Source organism: Aeromonas sp. ASNIH4, assembly GCF_002934425.1.
Lineage (GTDB): Bacteria > Pseudomonadota > Gammaproteobacteria > Enterobacterales > Aeromonadaceae > Aeromonas > Aeromonas hydrophila.
On sequence record NZ_CP026217.1, the window covers coordinates 3623103 to 3637942 of the forward strand.

Below are 14840 nucleotides of genomic sequence, written 5' to 3' on the forward strand. Positions count from 1 at the left end.
CCCGGCACGCCCGCAAGTAGCCTGCTGCAAGGGGCGACGACGAGCATCGTCGCCTTTCGTCTCATCCCCACCAACCGGCACCAGAGTGGCTTGAATCTGCCAAGCCGCCATCCCTGGCAGTCCCCGCTCAGTAGTGCTGGCCGTTGCTGTAATAGCAGCTCTTGACGATGGGCAGCACCTGCACCACCACATAGGTCTGCTCCCCCAGCACCGCTTTCAGATGGCGGGTGATCAACGCCGCCGCCGCGTCCTGCAGCTCCTGCGGGCGTTCGAACCAGACCAGCTCGACGAACGGAAAACCGGCCTCGACCTCCCCCTCGCGCACCCAGTGGCTGTCGATGATCTCCAGGGTGACGAACTCCGGTTTGCCCCCGGTGAGGGCACAGAGATCCGCCAGCAGGGGGGCGCTTATCTGCTTGAGGGTGTCGACGGAGACGGCCCGAAAACGAAGGTGGGGCATGGGAAAACCTCTTGGCTGTGACAAATGAGGACTTATCATAGGGGTTATTGTGACGAAGAGAAGCCATCCGCTGACATAAGGTGCCCCATGAGACTCCATCGCCTGCTGCTCCCCTTCCTGCTCTGCCTGCTGCTGCCGCTGAGCGCCTTTGCCGACCCCGCCTTCTATAAGGTCAGCAAGGGCGATCAGCAGCACTGGCTGCTGGGCTCCATCCACGCGGGCAAGCCCTCGCTCTATCCGCTGCCCGACCCCATCGAGCGAGCCTGGCTGCAAAGCCGCGCCCTGGTGCTGGAGGTCGACCTGACCCACATCAGCCAGCAGCAGTGGCAGGAGATGGGGGCCATCACCCGGCTGGTGGACGGCAAGACCCTCAAGGAGCACGTGCCGCTCGATCTCTACCGGCGCACCATCATCGCCGCCGGCCAGAACGGCCTGACCGAGAACATGCTGGCCCCGCTGCGCCCCTGGTTCGCCGCCATCACCCTCACCCAGGCGGCGCTGGAGCGCACCGATTTTCGCAGCGCGCTCGGGGTGGATCAGCACTTTGCCAAGCAGGCCGGTGACAGCGGCAAACCCATCATCGGCTTCGAGACCCTGCTCGAGCAGCTCGGCTACCTCGCCAGCGTAGGTGACAACCAGACCCTGATGCTGGAGAGCACCCTGGACGAGCTACCCGAGCTCGAGCGTGGCTTTCGCGAGGTGATGAAGGCCTGGGAAGAGGGGGACGAGGCGACCCTCATCAACCTGCTCAAATCGGAAATGGCGCCGCCCAAGCTGCAGGCCTGGCTGGAGCAGACCCTGCTGGCGGAGCGCAACCACAACTGGCTGAAGAAATGGTCCACCCTGCCAAACGAGAGCTTCATCGTGGTAGGGGCGCTGCATCTTTACGGCGACCAGGGCTTGCTCGCGTTGCTGGAGCAGCAGGGCTGGCACATCACCCCACTCACCGAGCCGGGTCCGCGCAAGCAGGCCCGCCAGTAGGGCGCAGGCGGGGCCACATCGGCCCCGTCAGGGTCTTTATGTGGGAGGGCGCTCACAGATCCGACTGCCGATTTAATAACCACAAGAGGACTTGATCGAGATCATCTCTTTGCTCCCAAAGAGGTATCTATCATGCCTGTCATCAATGGGATGACTGGAGTGCATGAGATGGAATTTTGGATGAACCTGATGTTCGGCAACAGCGTGGGACTGATGTCCATGTTGGTGATTATCGGTACCTTCCTGCTGATCAGTTCCTACGCGGCCTATTTCATCTACAAGGTGATGAACGCCAAGCCGCCGAAAGAGGGCCAATAAGCCTGCGTCAGGCGATCCCCGATCGCCTGATCCCGCCCTCGCCTCCCCTTTGCTCACGGGCTGAGCAACCCAGCGCCACCAGCGCGCCCGCCACTTTCAGATCCGCCCCCGCCCGCTATAATGGCCGCTCATTCCACCTGCGGGGAGCCTGCCGTGTCTCATAACGACGAACTCTCACTGTTTCGCAATGAAGTGGCCGATGTGCGCCCCATTCGCAACGACCATATCCGCCTCCAGACGGCGGGCAGCAGCCCGACCGACGCCCAGCTGGCGCGGCGCCAGGCCGCCACCGCCGAACAACTCGCCCTGGATCACCTCAGCATGGAAGCGGTCGAGATGCTCGACCCCCACGCCATTGTCGGCTTCAAGCGCGACGGGGTGCAGGAGGGGGTCTACAAGAAGCTGCGACTCGGCAAATACGAGCTGCAGGCGAGCCTGGACCTGCACCAGAAGACCCTGAACGAAGCGCGCCAGAGCCTGGTGCAGTTCATTGCGGATTGCGAACTGCGCGACATCCGCTGCCTGCTGATCCTGCACGGCAAGGGGGAGCGCAGCACGCCGCGCGCCCTGCTCAAAAGCTATGTCAGCGCCTGGCTGCCGCAACTGCCGGCGGTAATGGCCATGCACAGCGCCGAGCGTCGCCACGGTGGCGGCGGGGCGCTCTACGTGCTGCTGCGCAAGAGCGAACGCAAGAAGGCAGAAAACCGCGAACGCCATCAGAAACGGCTCGGCTAGCCAGCGCCCGTCATCTGGTCAGTCATCCTAAGCCAGGGTGGTAAAACGCACGAGGGCAGTGCTAGCATCGATCGGCCCCGAGCATGCCAGGTACGGGGTGTACGCCATCAGGGACGATAACAAGGACAATCCCATGTCATATCAAAAACTTGAACAACATCAGCAACAGCTGCACCGGCTCTCCCACCTCTCGGCCATCTGTGGCTGGGATCAGGCAGCCATGATGCCGGAGGGAGGCAACGAAGCCCGCGCCGAGGCCATGGCCGAACTGGGGCTACTGATCCACCACAAGCGCACCGCCCCCGAGCTGGGCGACTGGATTGCCAAGGCCGAGAGCGAGCCGCTGGATGAGCTCCAGCGCGCCAACCTGCGCGAGATCAAGCGCCACTGGCAGGATGCCAGCCTGCTGCCCGGGGATCTCGTGGAGGCGCTGTCGCTCGCCGGCAGCAAGTGCGAGCACGCCTGGCGCCGCCAGCGCAAGGAGAACGACTGGGCGGGCTTTGCACCCAACCTCACCGAGGTGGTGACACTCTCGCGCGAGGTGGCTCGCCTGCGTGCCGATGCGCTGGGAGTACGCCCCTACGATGCTATGCTGGCGCTCTATGAGCCGGGCATGACCAGCGCCCGGCTCGACGAGATTTTCGGCGATCTGACCGGCTGGCTGCCAAACCTGATCCAGACCGTGAGCGAGCAGCAAAAGCGCGAGTCGGTGCAGATCCCGCAAGGCCCCTTCCCCATCACCGCCCAGCAGGCGCTCGGCCAGCAGGTGATGGGGCTGCTCGGCTTCGATTTTGCCCACGGCCGGCTCGATGTGAGCAGCCACCCATTCTGCGGCGGGGTGCCGACCGACGTGCGCATCACCACCCGCTACAACGAACAGGAGTTCGTCTCCAGCCTGATGGGCATAGTCCACGAAACCGGTCACGCCCGTTACGAGCAGGGCTTGCCACGTCAGTTGCTGGGCCAGCCAGTGGCCGAGGCGCGCTCCATGGGCATTCATGAGAGCCAGAGCCTGTTCTGCGAGATGCAGCTCGGCCATGATCCCGCCTTCCTCACACTGCTGGCGCCGCACATTCGCGCCCACTTCGGCGAGCAGGCGGCGTTGGCGCCGGCGAACCTGGTCAAGCTCTACAATCGGGTCGAGCCCGGCTTTATCCGGGTCGATGCGGACGAGGTGACCTACCCGGCCCACGTCATCCTGCGCTACGAGCTGGAGCGCGACCTTATCGAGGGGCGCATCGAGGTGGCGGACATCCCCGCGCTGTGGGACGCCAAAATGCAGCAGTGGCTGGGGCTCTCCACCCAGGGCAACTACCAGAATGGCTGCATGCAGGACATTCACTGGACCGACGGCTCGTTCGGCTACTTCCCGAGCTACACGCTCGGCGCCATGTACGCGGCGCAGCTGCGCTTCGCGCTCGAGCGGGAGCTCGGCAACATGGGCGAGCTGATCGCGGCGGGCCGCCTGCCGGAGATCTTCGCCTGGCTGGGTCGCCACATCTGGTCCCAGGGCAGTCGCTACGGCACCGACGAGCTGGTCAGCCGCGCCACCGGCGAGGCGCTGAACCCGCACTGGCTGCGCCGCCATCTGGAACAGCGCTATCTGAAGTAGGGCCAGCGCGCCCGCCAGCAGATAACAAACGGGGCCTCGCGGCCCCGTTTTTCATGGTAACGCAGCGCGTCAGCGCCCGTCCGGCACACCGACAAACTCGCGCAGCTGCAGGATGTTGCCCTCGGGGTCGAACGCATTGCGCACCACGAAACCGGGGCCGGACCATTGCTGCGACAGCAAGCCGCCACCGAGATCGGCCGCCTTCGCCTCCGCCCAGGCGAGGCTCGGCACGGTAAAGAACAGCTTGATGGCCCCCTGCTCGCGCAGCTGCGGCGGCGTGGTGATGACCACCTGCTCGGCATAGGGAGCGGGGATTGCGTGCAGCAACAGCTGGATGTCAGCGTTTTCCTGCACGATCAGCTCGTCACTCTGGCTGCGGATCTCCATCTGCAGCAGGGTGCGATAAAAGTGGCTCAGCAGGCCGGGATCCCTGGCATAGATCAGGGCGCCGGCACGTGCGGGTCCTGGCATGGCTCTCTCCTCCTTGGATGTTGTCACCCCAGATTCGCACACTTGCCACGCCAAACCGATCTGTTTTTCACGCCCTGCGATCGCGGGCGCGGCCTCGGTTTTATTTCAATTGCTGTCCGTTTCTGGCTAGTCATCGCCTTCGTTCCTGCTTAGTCTCTCACTCATCCGGGCCGCCGCGCCCACCCCGTTTTCGGCGCAAGGAGCCACCGATGCCAACAGATCACGCCATGACGATGCCGCCGGCCACAGAGGATGAGCCAAGCCTGCCGCTCAGCCCCGAGCAGTGCCATGCCGCCCGCCTGGCCCGCGATGCGCGCTTCGACGGCCGCTTCTTTACCGGCGTGCTCTCTACCGGCATCTACTGCCGGCCTGTCTGTCCGGCGCGGCCACCGCACGAGCACAACGTGCGCTACTTCCAAAGCGCCGCCGCAGCGGAACAGCACGGCCTGCGCCCCTGCCTGCGCTGCCGGCCGGAACTCGCGCCCGCCGCCCCCGGCGATCTGCCGCCGACGCTGGCGCGCCTGCTGGCCCGGATCGATCGCGGCGAGCTGGCGGAAGGCTCGCTCACCACGCTGGCGGAACAGGCCGGCATCAGTGAGCGCACGCTGCGCCGCCAGTTCGAGCAGCACCTCGGCGCCTCACCGAAACAGGTAGAGCAGACGCGCCGGCTGCTGCTCGCCAAGCGGCTGCTGACCGAAACCCGGCTGCCCATCACCGACATCGCGTTTGCGGCCGGCTTTACCAGCATTCGCCGCTTCAACGATGCCTGGCAACAGGCATACGGCTTGGCGCCGCGGGCCCTGCGCCGTCAGAGCGAGCCAACCGGCGCCGACGCCGCCCTGACGCAGGCTGAACCACAGACCGAGGAGGGGGCAATGCTCACGCTGCAACTGCCCTACCGCCCCCCTTACGACGTGGCGGCCATGCTGGCGTTCTACCGGCTGCGCGCCATTCCGGGGCTGGAGCGGGTAGATGGCGAGGTCTATGAACGCTGGCACCGGGTCGGCGATCAGGTCGCGCGGGTGCGCATCAGCCAGGGCAAGGGGCACAGCCTGCTGCTCAGCGTCCATGATCTGCCGCCCGCCGCGCTGCCGGATCTGCTGTATCGGGTGCGCCGGATGTGGGATCTCGATGCCGACATGCAGCGCATCGGCGCGCGGCTCGGGCAGGATCCGCTGCTGGCGTGCCTGCAGGCGCGCTGGCCGGGAGTTCGGCTGCCCGCCGGCTGGGATGAGTACGAGGTGATGCTGCGCGCCATCGTCGGCCAGCAGGTGTCGGTCAAGGGGGCCATCACCATACTCGGGCGGCTGGTGGCACGCACCGAGGCGCAATTCGGGGTAGCGCAGTTGCCCACCCCTGCCCAGCTGTGCGAGCTCAATCTGGACGGTATCGGCATGCCCGGCAGCCGGATAAGAACGCTGCAGGGGCTGGCACAGGCGCTGGCCAGCGGCGAGTTGAGCTTGCTCAGCGTCAGCGATGAACAGCTGCTGGCACTGCCCGGCATCGGCCCCTGGACGGTCGCCTACTGGCGGCTGCGCTGCGGACTGGACCCGGATGCCTTCCCCGCCTCGGATCTGGTGCTACTGAAGGCGCTGGGGGGCGGCACCAAGTTGCCGGTAAAAGCGGTATTGGCCCACAGCGAAAGGTGGCGGCCCTGGCGCGGCTACGCGGCGAGCTGGCTGTGGCATGCCATGAGCGAGGAGCCGGCACTGTTGACCGAATCGGCACTGCTGACCAAGCCGACACCAGGCGGCGCAGCAAGCGACAACCAAGCAGAGGAGACAACCCCATGATCCGCTACGATATCTTGCCCAGCTGCTGCGGCGATCTGCTGGTAGCCATCAACGAGCGCGGCCTGCTGCACGTGGACTTCGTGGCGGGACTGCGCGCGCTGCCCGACATGAGTGGCTGGCTACAAGACAAGGTGGTGCTGGCCCCTTTTCTCGCGCAATTTGAGGCCTATTTTGCCGGCCGCCTGCAACGCTTCACCCTGCCGCTCGCACCAAGAGGCACGGCGTTTCAGCAAGCGGTCTGGCAGGCGCTGTGCGACATTCCCTACGGCGAGACCCGCAGCTACAGCGACATCGCCCGCGCCATCGGCAAGCCCAATGCGGTGCGGGCGGTGGGCGCCGCCAACGGCCGCAACCCGCTCTCGATCATCATCCCCTGCCATCGGGTGATCGGCCAGAACGGCAGCCTGACCGGCTATGCGGGGGGCTTGGGAATTAAAAAGATGCTGCTTAAACTGGAAGGAAACCAATAACATGCGTGAGATCCAAGAAAAACGCCGTGCCATCATGGCCGCACGCCAACTCTCATCCGTTATGAATCAGACCAAATGGGCCAAGTTATTCCAAGAATTGGCCGCACTACATTCGCTCACAATCTGCGTGCGTTATAAACAGATCGACTCGGATGAGTTGTTTGGTTTCAGCCCGGTATGGTGGGATCAGCTTCTCGAGCAATCCGCTTGGATAGAGTGGCTCGATATTGATCCTATAATACGAGAAAAACGAGGACGACTAATGCCAGACTATAAGACCGACAGAAGCGAAGATATTATCACCATACTAAAGCGACACAATATTCACTTTTCGCTTGAGTCATCCTATTTTCGCGTCTGGGGATATATAGTTCCAGACTCACACCCTTTATGGGTAAATTTATAAAGTGAATAAATCCTGAATTAAATACACACCAAGTCTATGCCGGTACAAAACAGACCGAAATAATCATTCTAAGATCTTGCGCCCCACCAACAAGATCCATATTGTGACTGCTCTGTATCATCGTTAGGCGGAGTCGCCCTTGAATCAAGTAAAAGTGGTCTATGACTATGTTGTTGAAGGTGGCGAGCTGAGCATACATGAAATGTACATCACCTCTCACGAAACCCTGTGCGAGCTTATCGATAGCTATCCTTGGCAATCAGCACTCACCTTGTTCGAGCAATATGGTGTCGGTGGTGGCTTTCACTTCTCTATAGGAGATGATCACACCTATGCCTGCTTCCAGTATGTTCCGATCGACATCAATAGTGGCGTACTGGATCTCGACATTGTGCTTAAATCAGGTTTGTTAAACTTATTCGGCCGTAAAGCCTTATCAAAACACTTTGATGTCGTTTCTATTCCAGATGTAAAAGTGCAAGTAAAAGAGTTATTCCAATACTCTCTTAGTGACCTGTATAAAAAACACCACGATTAGAAATCATAACCCCCTGTAGCACTTGCATAGTATTCTAATATTATATAAAGAGCCTATCTTGTTAAAAGAGAACCATATTTATGGTTGGTGTGACCCAATCATAAATATGATTCTTTGAGATTAGCCTCTTCTTAACCACCTTTACGAAACCATGTTAACAAAGGAGCTGAAGCGGCTCATGTACAGGACCTTAAGCGGCGAGTCCATTTAAAACGCCTTCCAAGGTCCTGTTCTGTATCGACTTTCTCTGCTTGGTTCGGCAGGCGTTCTTGGCCAAATAATCGGCAGCCCATTCCAATCTTTCCCTTATTTCTGTCAGCGCCCTATGGGCCACTGCTTCCAATAGCGGTAGCCACCACGTCGCACTGTTCTTCGACGCTTTCAGCATCGATAGCGCCCCACTCATCACACTCTGCGCGACCCGTCTCTTCATCACCAGCGACAGCAGGCTCGTCCACACCAACCCCTCGGCAATCGCTTTCTCGCCCGTCACAAACCCCTTGAGCCGGTTGTGCGATTTCCACTCTTTAAATAACAACTCCACCTGCCAACGGCAGCGATACAGGCTCATCACCTGCTCTGCTGACCATGCTGCTCGCGGTAGGTTCGTCATCCACAGACAGAACCGCTTTTCCTCAGCAAACCAGCGCCGGATCAACCGGTACTCGACCTGGCCGGACTTCACCACCATATCCAGTACCTCGGCCCGACAGCGTCGCCGTCCGGCCTCTCTCAGAGATAGTCCCGCCAGCTTGGGTACTTCCCGTCCATCACCGCGCCAGGCTTGGATTATCTTGGGGTTCAGGCTTTTCGTGCCGCGCACCAGATAAAATCCGCCAGCGTCGTTCACCTGCTCAAACCAAGCCCTGTCAATGTAACCTGCGTCAGCCAGCAGCAGGCAGTTGGTCAGCGTGTGGGCTTCAGGCAGAAATTGCCGTTCCCCTGCGGTATCGGCAGACACACTCATGCACAACGGGCTCTGCTCCGACAGTGACATGGTCATATGGCACTCGATAGCTGCCGGACTGATGGTCTTGAACCGGCCGGGAAAATCAGCAGCAAGGCGCCGATGCACCGCAAAGGAGGTGCCATCGTGCAGTAACACCTGCTTGAACGCGCCGAGGGAGGCTGCTTTGAGTTGATGGTCGATACGCAAGGCGATGGCCCGCTCGACCAGGGCTTTCATAAACAGGGCAAAGCTCTCTTTGCGCAGCTGATTGTGAAACGGTTTGTAAGAAACCTGATGGGTGTTTACCAGTTGCAAGGCATTGAAATGGCGGTGTAAACCGGCAATGTCATTGACCTGGTCGCCTCCCATGGCCCGCAGCAGTGCAGGTACGAGCATGGCTGGGGTAATGGCACGCTGACGCAGACAAAACTTGCAGAGCCGAGCAATGCGCTCGAGTGCGGCGGGAGCCAAGAGTTGCTCCAGATAGTAATTAGCGTTGATAATAGTCATAGGCTTCGCGCGTGTTGATTTTGTTTGGCGATAAAATCAGATCACAAACGAAGCCTTTTTTATATCTATTTCAATTGGTTGCCGCTAAAGATCCTGTACATGTGAAGCGGCTAGCGCTTCAAACTCCCCATCACATGCATTTCGCAGCGGTGGCAATCAAACCGCAGGCGGAAGGTGTCCTTGCCCATCTTGAGCTCCAGCGGCTCGGCCTTGAGGCCGGGCACCTCGTTCGGGCAGAGGTTCTGGCTGTAGCGGATGCAGTGTTTGGTGATCATCAGCACCACTTCCCGCTCCTCCTTGTTCGCCTCATAAGCGGGCGCGATGCGCTCCACTCCGTGCTCGCGGAAGAACTGTTCGGCCGCACTGTTCAGCACGTTGCCAAGGTAGGAGAGACGGTGCAGGGGATAGTGGATATCCCGCAGCGCGATGCGTCGCTCGGGGCGCTGGTAGCTGGCCAGACGGGCCGCCTCCAGCGCGGCGATACCCTCCCGGCGCAAGCCGTTGAGCATGGATGCGGCGATGAATAGCGGGTGAGTAAACGCCAACTCAACCTTGCGCGCCACAAACAGGGTATTGCCGAGTTTACCAAGCTGGTCGCGCGCCTGTTGCAGCGCCCGCTCCGGGTTGTCGGCTGGCTGCTTGTCGCAGGGGAGTGCGACGGCGGCGCTGATGCCCTGCTCGTCGGTAAGCGTGAGGCGCAAGCCCTCATCGCACTCTGCCAGCACCATATCGACCCGGATGCGGCGATCCGCGCTGGCCTTCTCCAGCACCTTGCTGAACGCCTGATCGTGGTTACGGTAGATTTCGGTGCCTACCTTCAAGCCCGGCATGCGCTCTGACAGGAGTAACTGCTTACCTTCCATCTTGTTCAGACGCATCCCCACCAGCTCGTTGCTCGGCTTGAAAAAGCCGAGGCCATCGCCGTTGTTGAGGCTCACAGGCTTGCCGTCGATCTCGATGCCATCCTTGGTGACTCTGGTGACCCGGCCCAGCGGCTCGCCCACGTATTTCGGGCTCTTGGTGGAGTCGATCCCCTGCTGGCGACCATGGAGGAAGTAATCGGTGCTGCCACGGTTGAAGCTCTTTTTGGGATCAGGCGTGAAGCTGTAGCTGCAACGGCCGGCCGAGGAGGCTACCAGATCGCTGCGGCTATCCAGAATGGCATCGAGTTTCTGCCGATACCAGGCGGTGACGTTCTTGACGTAATCGAGCCCCTTAAGGCGCCCTTCAATCTTGAAGGAGCGGATCCCCGCCTCGATCAGCGCCTCCAGGTTGTCGGTCTGATCCATGTCCTTGAGGGAGAGCAGGTGGCTGTCAGCCACCAGCACCTCGCCATCCGGCTTTTGCAGCGAGCAGGGCAGGCGACAGAGCTGGGCACATTCGCCACGGTTGGCGCTGCGGCCGGTCCGGGCATGGCTGATGTTGCACTGACCGCTGTAGGAGACGCAGAGCGCGCCGTGGATAAAGAACTCCAGCTGCACGTTGGTCGCGGCGCTTATCTCGCGGATCTGCGCCAGCGACAGTTCGCGCGCCAGCACGACCTGAGAGAAGCCCACATCCTGCAGAAATTTCACCTTCTCCGGCGTGCGGTTGTCGGTCTGGGTACTGGCATGGAGCGCAATGGGGGGCAAGTCGAGCGCCAGCAACCCCATGTCCTGCACGATCAGCGCATCGGCCCCCGCTTCGTAGATCTGGTGAGTCAGCCGCCGGGCCTGCTCCAGTTCGTGATCGTGCAGCAGGGTGTTGAAGGCGACAAAGACCTGGGCACCGAAGCGATGGGCATGGCGCGCCAGCGCTTCGATATCCTCGAGGGAGTTGCCCGCCGCGCTGCGGGCGCCAAAGGCGGGGCCGCCCATGTAGACTGCATCGGCGCCGTGGTTGATGGCTTCGATGCCGTAGGCGAGGTTCTTGGCCGGAGCCAGCAGCTCCAACCGGTTGTTGTGGCTTAACGGGTGCTTGTTCTGGTACATGGTCTCGGGATCAGGGCCGACAGCAAATGGGCGCCACTCTAGGGCATTGCCACCCTCCCCGCCTTGATCCCGCTTAAGATCACCGCAAAATACAGGATTGGATCAGAGCACCACCTTCAAGGCCAGCCCCAGCAGCACCAGACCGCTCACCTTGTCGATGACGAAGGACTTGGCCTTGAGCCAAGCCAATACGGGGCCACGAGAGAGCACCAGTGCCACCAGCACGTACCAGACCACGTCGATCCCGCCGGCGGTCAGCATCATGATGCCACCTTCGCGCCAACCGGTGTCGGCATGCACAAACTGGCTGAACAGAGCGATAAAGAAGACCGCGAGCTGGGGGTTGAGAAAGGCCACCATAAAGCCTTCAAAGGCGCCTTGCCGACCGCGCAGCTGGTGCACCTCTTCGCTCGCCTCACCCTTGGCGGGCTTGGCCAGCAGCGCCTTGACTCCGAGCCAGGCGAGAAACGCGGCGCCGCCGTAGCGGATAACGTCAAACAGCAGCGGGGTCTGGGTGATCAGGATGGCGAGGCCCAAAGCCGTGATCAGCGCATAGATGCCAACCCCGAAGCCGTGGCCAAGTGCAGTGGCCACACCGTGCCCCTGCCCTCCCTGCACCGTGTTGCGGATGATCAGTGCCAGGCTCGGCCCCGGGCTGATGGCCCCCATCACGCAGATTGCGGCCAGTGCCAGCCAACTCGTCAGTTCCATGGTGTTCCTTATCTCAAGCGGAATATGAATGTCTGCGCTCAGGGTAAAGGGCCCCTGGTTATGCCAGAAGTGAAAGTTGAGAATAGAACCCATAGCCAATGGCTATAGGCCAACACAAGCGTCTGTTGCTAGCGGGGCGGGTTCAACACCTTCCGACTCGCAGCCACCGTGCGCTGCAGGTGCTCGCGCAGGAAGGGATAGGCCAGTTCGCGAAACCACTTGTGGGCCGGATCCTGATGATGGCGCTGGTGCCACAGCAGATGATACTGCTGGGTGCGGCTGGCAAACGGCAGATCACAAAAGTGCAGGGCGTGCTCGCAGGAGAGCTGCCAGGCGATGTGGGCCGGGGTGGTCAGCAGGCAGTCGGTGCGCAGCAACACCTCCACCGCCGCCTGAAAGAAGGGCACCCGGGCAAACCAGCGCCGGGACAGCCCCTGCGGTGCCAATACCTGTTCTACCGGGCTGTCCTTGTCACCCCCGCCGCTCACCTGCAGGTGAGGCCAGGCGAGGTAGTCATCCAGACTGAGCGAGCGCCCTGCCAACGGATGGTGGCTACCCATCAACACCACCAGCCGATCTTCCCCCTGATGCAGGCCGCGGATCTGATCCGGCACCAGTTCGGTGATGGTGGAGACCATGTCCAGCTCGGATTGCCACAGCTGCGGCAGCAGGCGCTTGTCCCACAGGCTGTACTCCAGTGCCGCCAGTGGCGCCTCCCTGGCCAGCGCCGCGCAGATATCCGGCAGGATGTGCTGGGCCACGTAATCGGAGGAGGCGAGCCGGAACACTCGCTCGCAGCGGCTCGGGTCAAAACCGGGGGCCTCGTAGAGCCGCTCCAGCGCACCGAGGGAGTCCGCCAGCTGGGCAGCCAGCGCCTCGGCCCGTGGCGTCAGCAGCCAGCGCTGCCCCTCCCGCACCAGCAACTCGTCGCCAAACTCGCTGCGCAGCTGGCCGAGCTGCTTGCTGATGGAGGGTTGGCTCAGGTGCAGCAGCTCCGCCGCCCGGCTGATGTTGCGGGTCTCCAGCAGCACCTTGAGGGTGGGCAGCAGGTTGAGATTGGCTTTGTGCAAGGAGTGGTTCCATCCAGTGGCGAAAGCCCTATCTTAGGGCAGCCAAGCCCTGTGGTTTAAGCGAAATTTCCCGTCGCCCCCCGCAACCTGGCGTGTCCCTGCTGCCAGATAACCATGACCACAAGATGACAGTGGTTGCCCCGTGCGGCATAATTGCGCGATTTTCCGCCCGCGGGCGATCCACTTGAGAAGCGGTAACAAGATGAAATACGCCAATATCACAGGCTGGGGCAAATGCCTGCCTCCCTCCGTACTGACCAACGACGACCTCAGCACCATCATGGATACGTCGGATGAGTGGATCTACCCGCGCACCGGCATCAAGGCTCGCCGCATCTCCCACGTCAGCACGTCCGATCTGGCCACCCTGGCCGGGCGTCGTGCACTGGCCTGCGCCGGGCTGGAAGCCAGCGACCTCGACGGCATCATCCTGGCCACCGCCACGCCGGACAACCTGCTGCCGAGCGCCGCCTCCGCGGTGCAAAAGAAGCTGGGCGCCGTCAATGCCGCCGTGTTCGACCTCAACGCCGCCTGCACCGGTTTCGTCTACTCCCTCTCGGTCGCCACCTCGCTGGTACAGACCGGCATGATGAAAAAGGTGCTGGTGATCGGCGCCGAACGCCTCACCTATCTGCTGGACTGGGCCCGTCGCGATACCGCCGTGCTGTTTGGCGACGGCGCCGGCGCCGTGGTGATCGAGGCGAGCGAGCAGGAGAGCGGCCTGATCGCCAACAAGCTGGGCTGTGACAGCGAGGCGCGCGAGATCCTGCACGTGCCGAACTTCGGCACCGACCGGGTACGCTTTGCCGACATCGACGGCCTCTTTACCTTCAACTTTGAAGGCCAGGAGATCTTCAAGCGGGCCGTACGCGGCATGGGCGAAGCCACCAACACGGTACTGGCACAGGCCGGCATCGCTCCGGAGCAGATCGATCTGATCGTGCCGCACCAGGCCAACATCCGCATCATCGAGACCCTCGCCAAGCGCATGAACGCGCCGATGGAGAAGGTGATGGTCAACATCGAGCACTACGGCAACACCTCCGCCGCCACCGTGCCCATCGCCCTGTGCGAGGCACTGGAGCAGGGCCGCGTCCAGCCGAACAGCTATCTGCTGACCGCCGCCTTCGGCGCCGGCCTGACCTGGGGCGCAGCCATCATCAAGTGGGGCGATCGCGTGACGCCCATCAAGGCGTGCGAGGCCGAGCTGCCGCCGTGCGACAAGAGCGCGCTCGAGCTTATCGCCCATGCCGTGGAAGGGTGCAAGAAGGCCCATGCCGACGAAGCGTAAATCGACACATACAGCACCAAGAGCCTGCCAATGCAGGCTCTTTTTATTGCCGCGCCCAGCACTTCTCCCTTCCTCCCAGGCTCCGCCCCTCTCACCGCAGTGACTCCCGACGATGGCCCTGTGACAGTCGCCATATTCCAGTTTTCTCAGTAGCGCCCCCCGAATAGGACCAATTTGTAACCAGCCCATTTTTTTGCGCTAACCTTACTGAGCTATTGATAACTAGCAAGTTGGCGCTTGGGTCCCTACCTGAGGGGACGGCGGTTCACCTTCTTCCATCCATATGCAGGGGCAAGTTCGCGTATGACAGACAACACAAGGGCACACTCCTCCCCTTTCTGGGAGCCTGTCAGCTGGGCCTGCGGCCTTGGCCTGGGGCTGTTCAGCACCCTGCTGCTGGTACTTGCAGGCAGCCCCTTGCCGTATCTGCTGGCCAACCTGGTGCTGGCCGTGGCTGCCGCCCTGTGGAGTGCCCGCCACTACCACGCCAAACCTGCCGGTCAGCCCGATCAACAAGAAAAGACTCCGTCATGGTCCGCAGCCGGACTCAACCAC

At 61.8% G+C, this 14840-nt stretch carries 15 protein-coding genes; 9 read left to right on the top strand and 6 right to left on the bottom strand.

The window, feature by feature from the left end; translation table 11 throughout:
- Positions 1-127: 127 nt before the first annotated feature.
- Positions 128-460: a DUF1904 family protein gene (locus C2U40_RS16665; RefSeq protein ID WP_103828733.1), complete on the bottom strand. Its 333-nt coding sequence runs from the start codon at positions 458-460 to the stop codon at positions 128-130.
- 87 nt (positions 461-547) lie between these two features.
- Between C2U40_RS16665 and C2U40_RS16670 the strand changes: the two genes are divergently transcribed.
- The 4 genes from C2U40_RS16670 to C2U40_RS16685 all read left to right on the top strand — a co-directional run bounded on the left by C2U40_RS16670 (position 548) and on the right by C2U40_RS16685 (position 4106).
- Complete coding sequence (locus C2U40_RS16670) at positions 548-1441, top strand: TraB/GumN family protein (protein ID WP_085734589.1); 894 nt, start codon at positions 548-550, stop codon at positions 1439-1441.
- Between the two features lie 132 nt (positions 1442-1573).
- Positions 1574-1759 (top strand): DUF3149 domain-containing protein, encoded by a 186-nt coding sequence (locus C2U40_RS16675; protein WP_011704978.1) that lies wholly within the window; start codon positions 1574-1576, stop codon positions 1757-1759.
- A 153-nt stretch (positions 1760-1912) separates the two neighbouring features.
- On the top strand, positions 1913-2494 hold the full coding sequence (gene smrA, locus C2U40_RS16680; protein WP_029301641.1) for a DNA endonuclease SmrA: 582 nt from the start codon (positions 1913-1915) through the stop codon (positions 2492-2494).
- A gap of 133 nt (positions 2495-2627) precedes the next feature.
- Positions 2628-4106 carry a carboxypeptidase M32 gene (locus C2U40_RS16685; RefSeq protein ID WP_180345357.1) on the top strand — a complete coding sequence of 493 codons (1479 nt, stop codon included), beginning with the start codon at positions 2628-2630 and terminating at the stop codon, positions 4104-4106.
- 69 nt (positions 4107-4175) lie between these two features.
- On the opposite strand, the gene C2U40_RS16690 is transcribed toward C2U40_RS16685, so the two are convergent.
- Positions 4176-4577: a VOC family protein gene (locus C2U40_RS16690; protein WP_103828731.1), complete on the bottom strand. Its 402-nt coding sequence runs from the start codon at positions 4575-4577 to the stop codon at positions 4176-4178.
- A gap of 209 nt (positions 4578-4786) precedes the next feature.
- Between C2U40_RS16690 and C2U40_RS16695 the strand changes: the two genes are divergently transcribed.
- From C2U40_RS16695 to C2U40_RS16710, 4 genes are all read left to right on the top strand, one after another.
- Positions 4787-6370 carry an AlkA N-terminal domain-containing protein gene (locus C2U40_RS16695; RefSeq protein ID WP_103828730.1) on the top strand — a complete coding sequence of 528 codons (1584 nt, stop codon included), beginning with the start codon at positions 4787-4789 and terminating at the stop codon, positions 6368-6370.
- Positions 6367-6840, top strand: coding sequence for a methylated-DNA--[protein]-cysteine S-methyltransferase (locus C2U40_RS16700; protein WP_103828729.1), 474 nt, complete (start codon positions 6367-6369; stop codon positions 6838-6840). Before C2U40_RS16695 ends, C2U40_RS16700 begins: the two co-directional genes overlap by 4 nt.
- A gap of 1 nt (position 6841) precedes the next feature.
- Positions 6842-7246, top strand: a complete 405-nt coding sequence (locus C2U40_RS16705) for a DUF6678 family protein (RefSeq protein WP_199773219.1) — start codon at positions 6842-6844, stop codon at positions 7244-7246.
- Between the two features lie 139 nt (positions 7247-7385).
- Positions 7386-7784 carry a hypothetical protein gene (locus C2U40_RS16710; protein WP_104467493.1) on the top strand — a complete coding sequence of 133 codons (399 nt, stop codon included), beginning with the start codon at positions 7386-7388 and terminating at the stop codon, positions 7782-7784.
- A 190-nt stretch (positions 7785-7974) separates the two neighbouring features.
- Here C2U40_RS16710 and C2U40_RS16715 read toward each other — a convergent pair whose 3' ends face one another.
- From C2U40_RS16715 to C2U40_RS16730, 4 genes are all read right to left on the bottom strand, one after another.
- On the bottom strand, positions 7975-9243 hold the full coding sequence (locus C2U40_RS16715) for an IS4-like element ISApu1 family transposase (RefSeq protein ID WP_011191342.1): 1269 nt from the start codon (positions 9241-9243) through the stop codon (positions 7975-7977).
- 110 nt (positions 9244-9353) lie between these two features.
- On the bottom strand, positions 9354-11213 hold the full coding sequence (locus C2U40_RS16720) for a peptidase U32 family protein (protein ID WP_103828695.1): 1860 nt from the start codon (positions 11211-11213) through the stop codon (positions 9354-9356).
- A gap of 102 nt (positions 11214-11315) precedes the next feature.
- The gene (locus tag C2U40_RS16725) at positions 11316-11924 is read right to left on the bottom strand and encodes a LysE family translocator (RefSeq protein WP_181014918.1); all 609 of its coding nucleotides are present in this window, start codon (positions 11922-11924) and stop codon (positions 11316-11318) included.
- Positions 11925-12052: 128 nt separating this feature from the next.
- Positions 12053-12994, bottom strand: coding sequence for a LysR family transcriptional regulator (locus C2U40_RS16730; RefSeq protein ID WP_042049609.1), 942 nt, complete (start codon positions 12992-12994; stop codon positions 12053-12055).
- Positions 12995-13196: 202 nt separating this feature from the next.
- On the opposite strand from C2U40_RS16730, the gene C2U40_RS16735 reads away from it, so the two are divergent.
- Positions 13197-14285: a ketoacyl-ACP synthase III gene (locus C2U40_RS16735; protein ID WP_103828697.1), complete on the top strand. Its 1089-nt coding sequence runs from the start codon at positions 13197-13199 to the stop codon at positions 14283-14285.
- Positions 14286-14840: the final 555 nt, after the last annotated feature.

Excerpts from the sequence above, each read along its gene's own strand:
- C2U40_RS16665 (WP_103828733.1), bottom strand. The coding sequence starts at position 460 with ATGCCCCACCTTCGTTTTCGGGCCGTCTCCGTCGACACCCTCAAGCAG.
- C2U40_RS16670 (WP_085734589.1), top strand. The coding sequence starts at position 548 with ATGAGACTCCATCGCCTGCTGCTCCCCTTCCTGCTCTGCCTGCTGCTG.
- C2U40_RS16675 (WP_011704978.1), top strand. The coding sequence starts at position 1,574 with ATGCCTGTCATCAATGGGATGACTGGAGTGCATGAGATGGAATTTTGG.
- C2U40_RS16685 (WP_180345357.1), top strand. The coding sequence starts at position 2,628 with ATGTCATATCAAAAACTTGAACAACATCAGCAACAGCTGCACCGGCTC.
- C2U40_RS16690 (WP_103828731.1), bottom strand. The coding sequence starts at position 4,577 with ATGCCAGGACCCGCACGTGCCGGCGCCCTGATCTATGCCAGGGATCCC.
- C2U40_RS16695 (WP_103828730.1), top strand. The coding sequence starts at position 4,787 with ATGCCAACAGATCACGCCATGACGATGCCGCCGGCCACAGAGGATGAG.
- C2U40_RS16700 (WP_103828729.1), top strand. The coding sequence starts at position 6,367 with ATGATCCGCTACGATATCTTGCCCAGCTGCTGCGGCGATCTGCTGGTA.
- C2U40_RS16705 (WP_199773219.1), top strand. The coding sequence starts at position 6,842 with ATGCGTGAGATCCAAGAAAAACGCCGTGCCATCATGGCCGCACGCCAA.
- C2U40_RS16715 (WP_011191342.1), bottom strand. The coding sequence starts at position 9,243 with ATGACTATTATCAACGCTAATTACTATCTGGAGCAACTCTTGGCTCCC.
- C2U40_RS16720 (WP_103828695.1), bottom strand. The coding sequence starts at position 11,213 with ATGTACCAGAACAAGCACCCGTTAAGCCACAACAACCGGTTGGAGCTG.
- C2U40_RS16725 (WP_181014918.1), bottom strand. The coding sequence starts at position 11,924 with ATGGAACTGACGAGTTGGCTGGCACTGGCCGCAATCTGCGTGATGGGG.
- C2U40_RS16735 (WP_103828697.1), top strand. The coding sequence starts at position 13,197 with ATGAAATACGCCAATATCACAGGCTGGGGCAAATGCCTGCCTCCCTCC.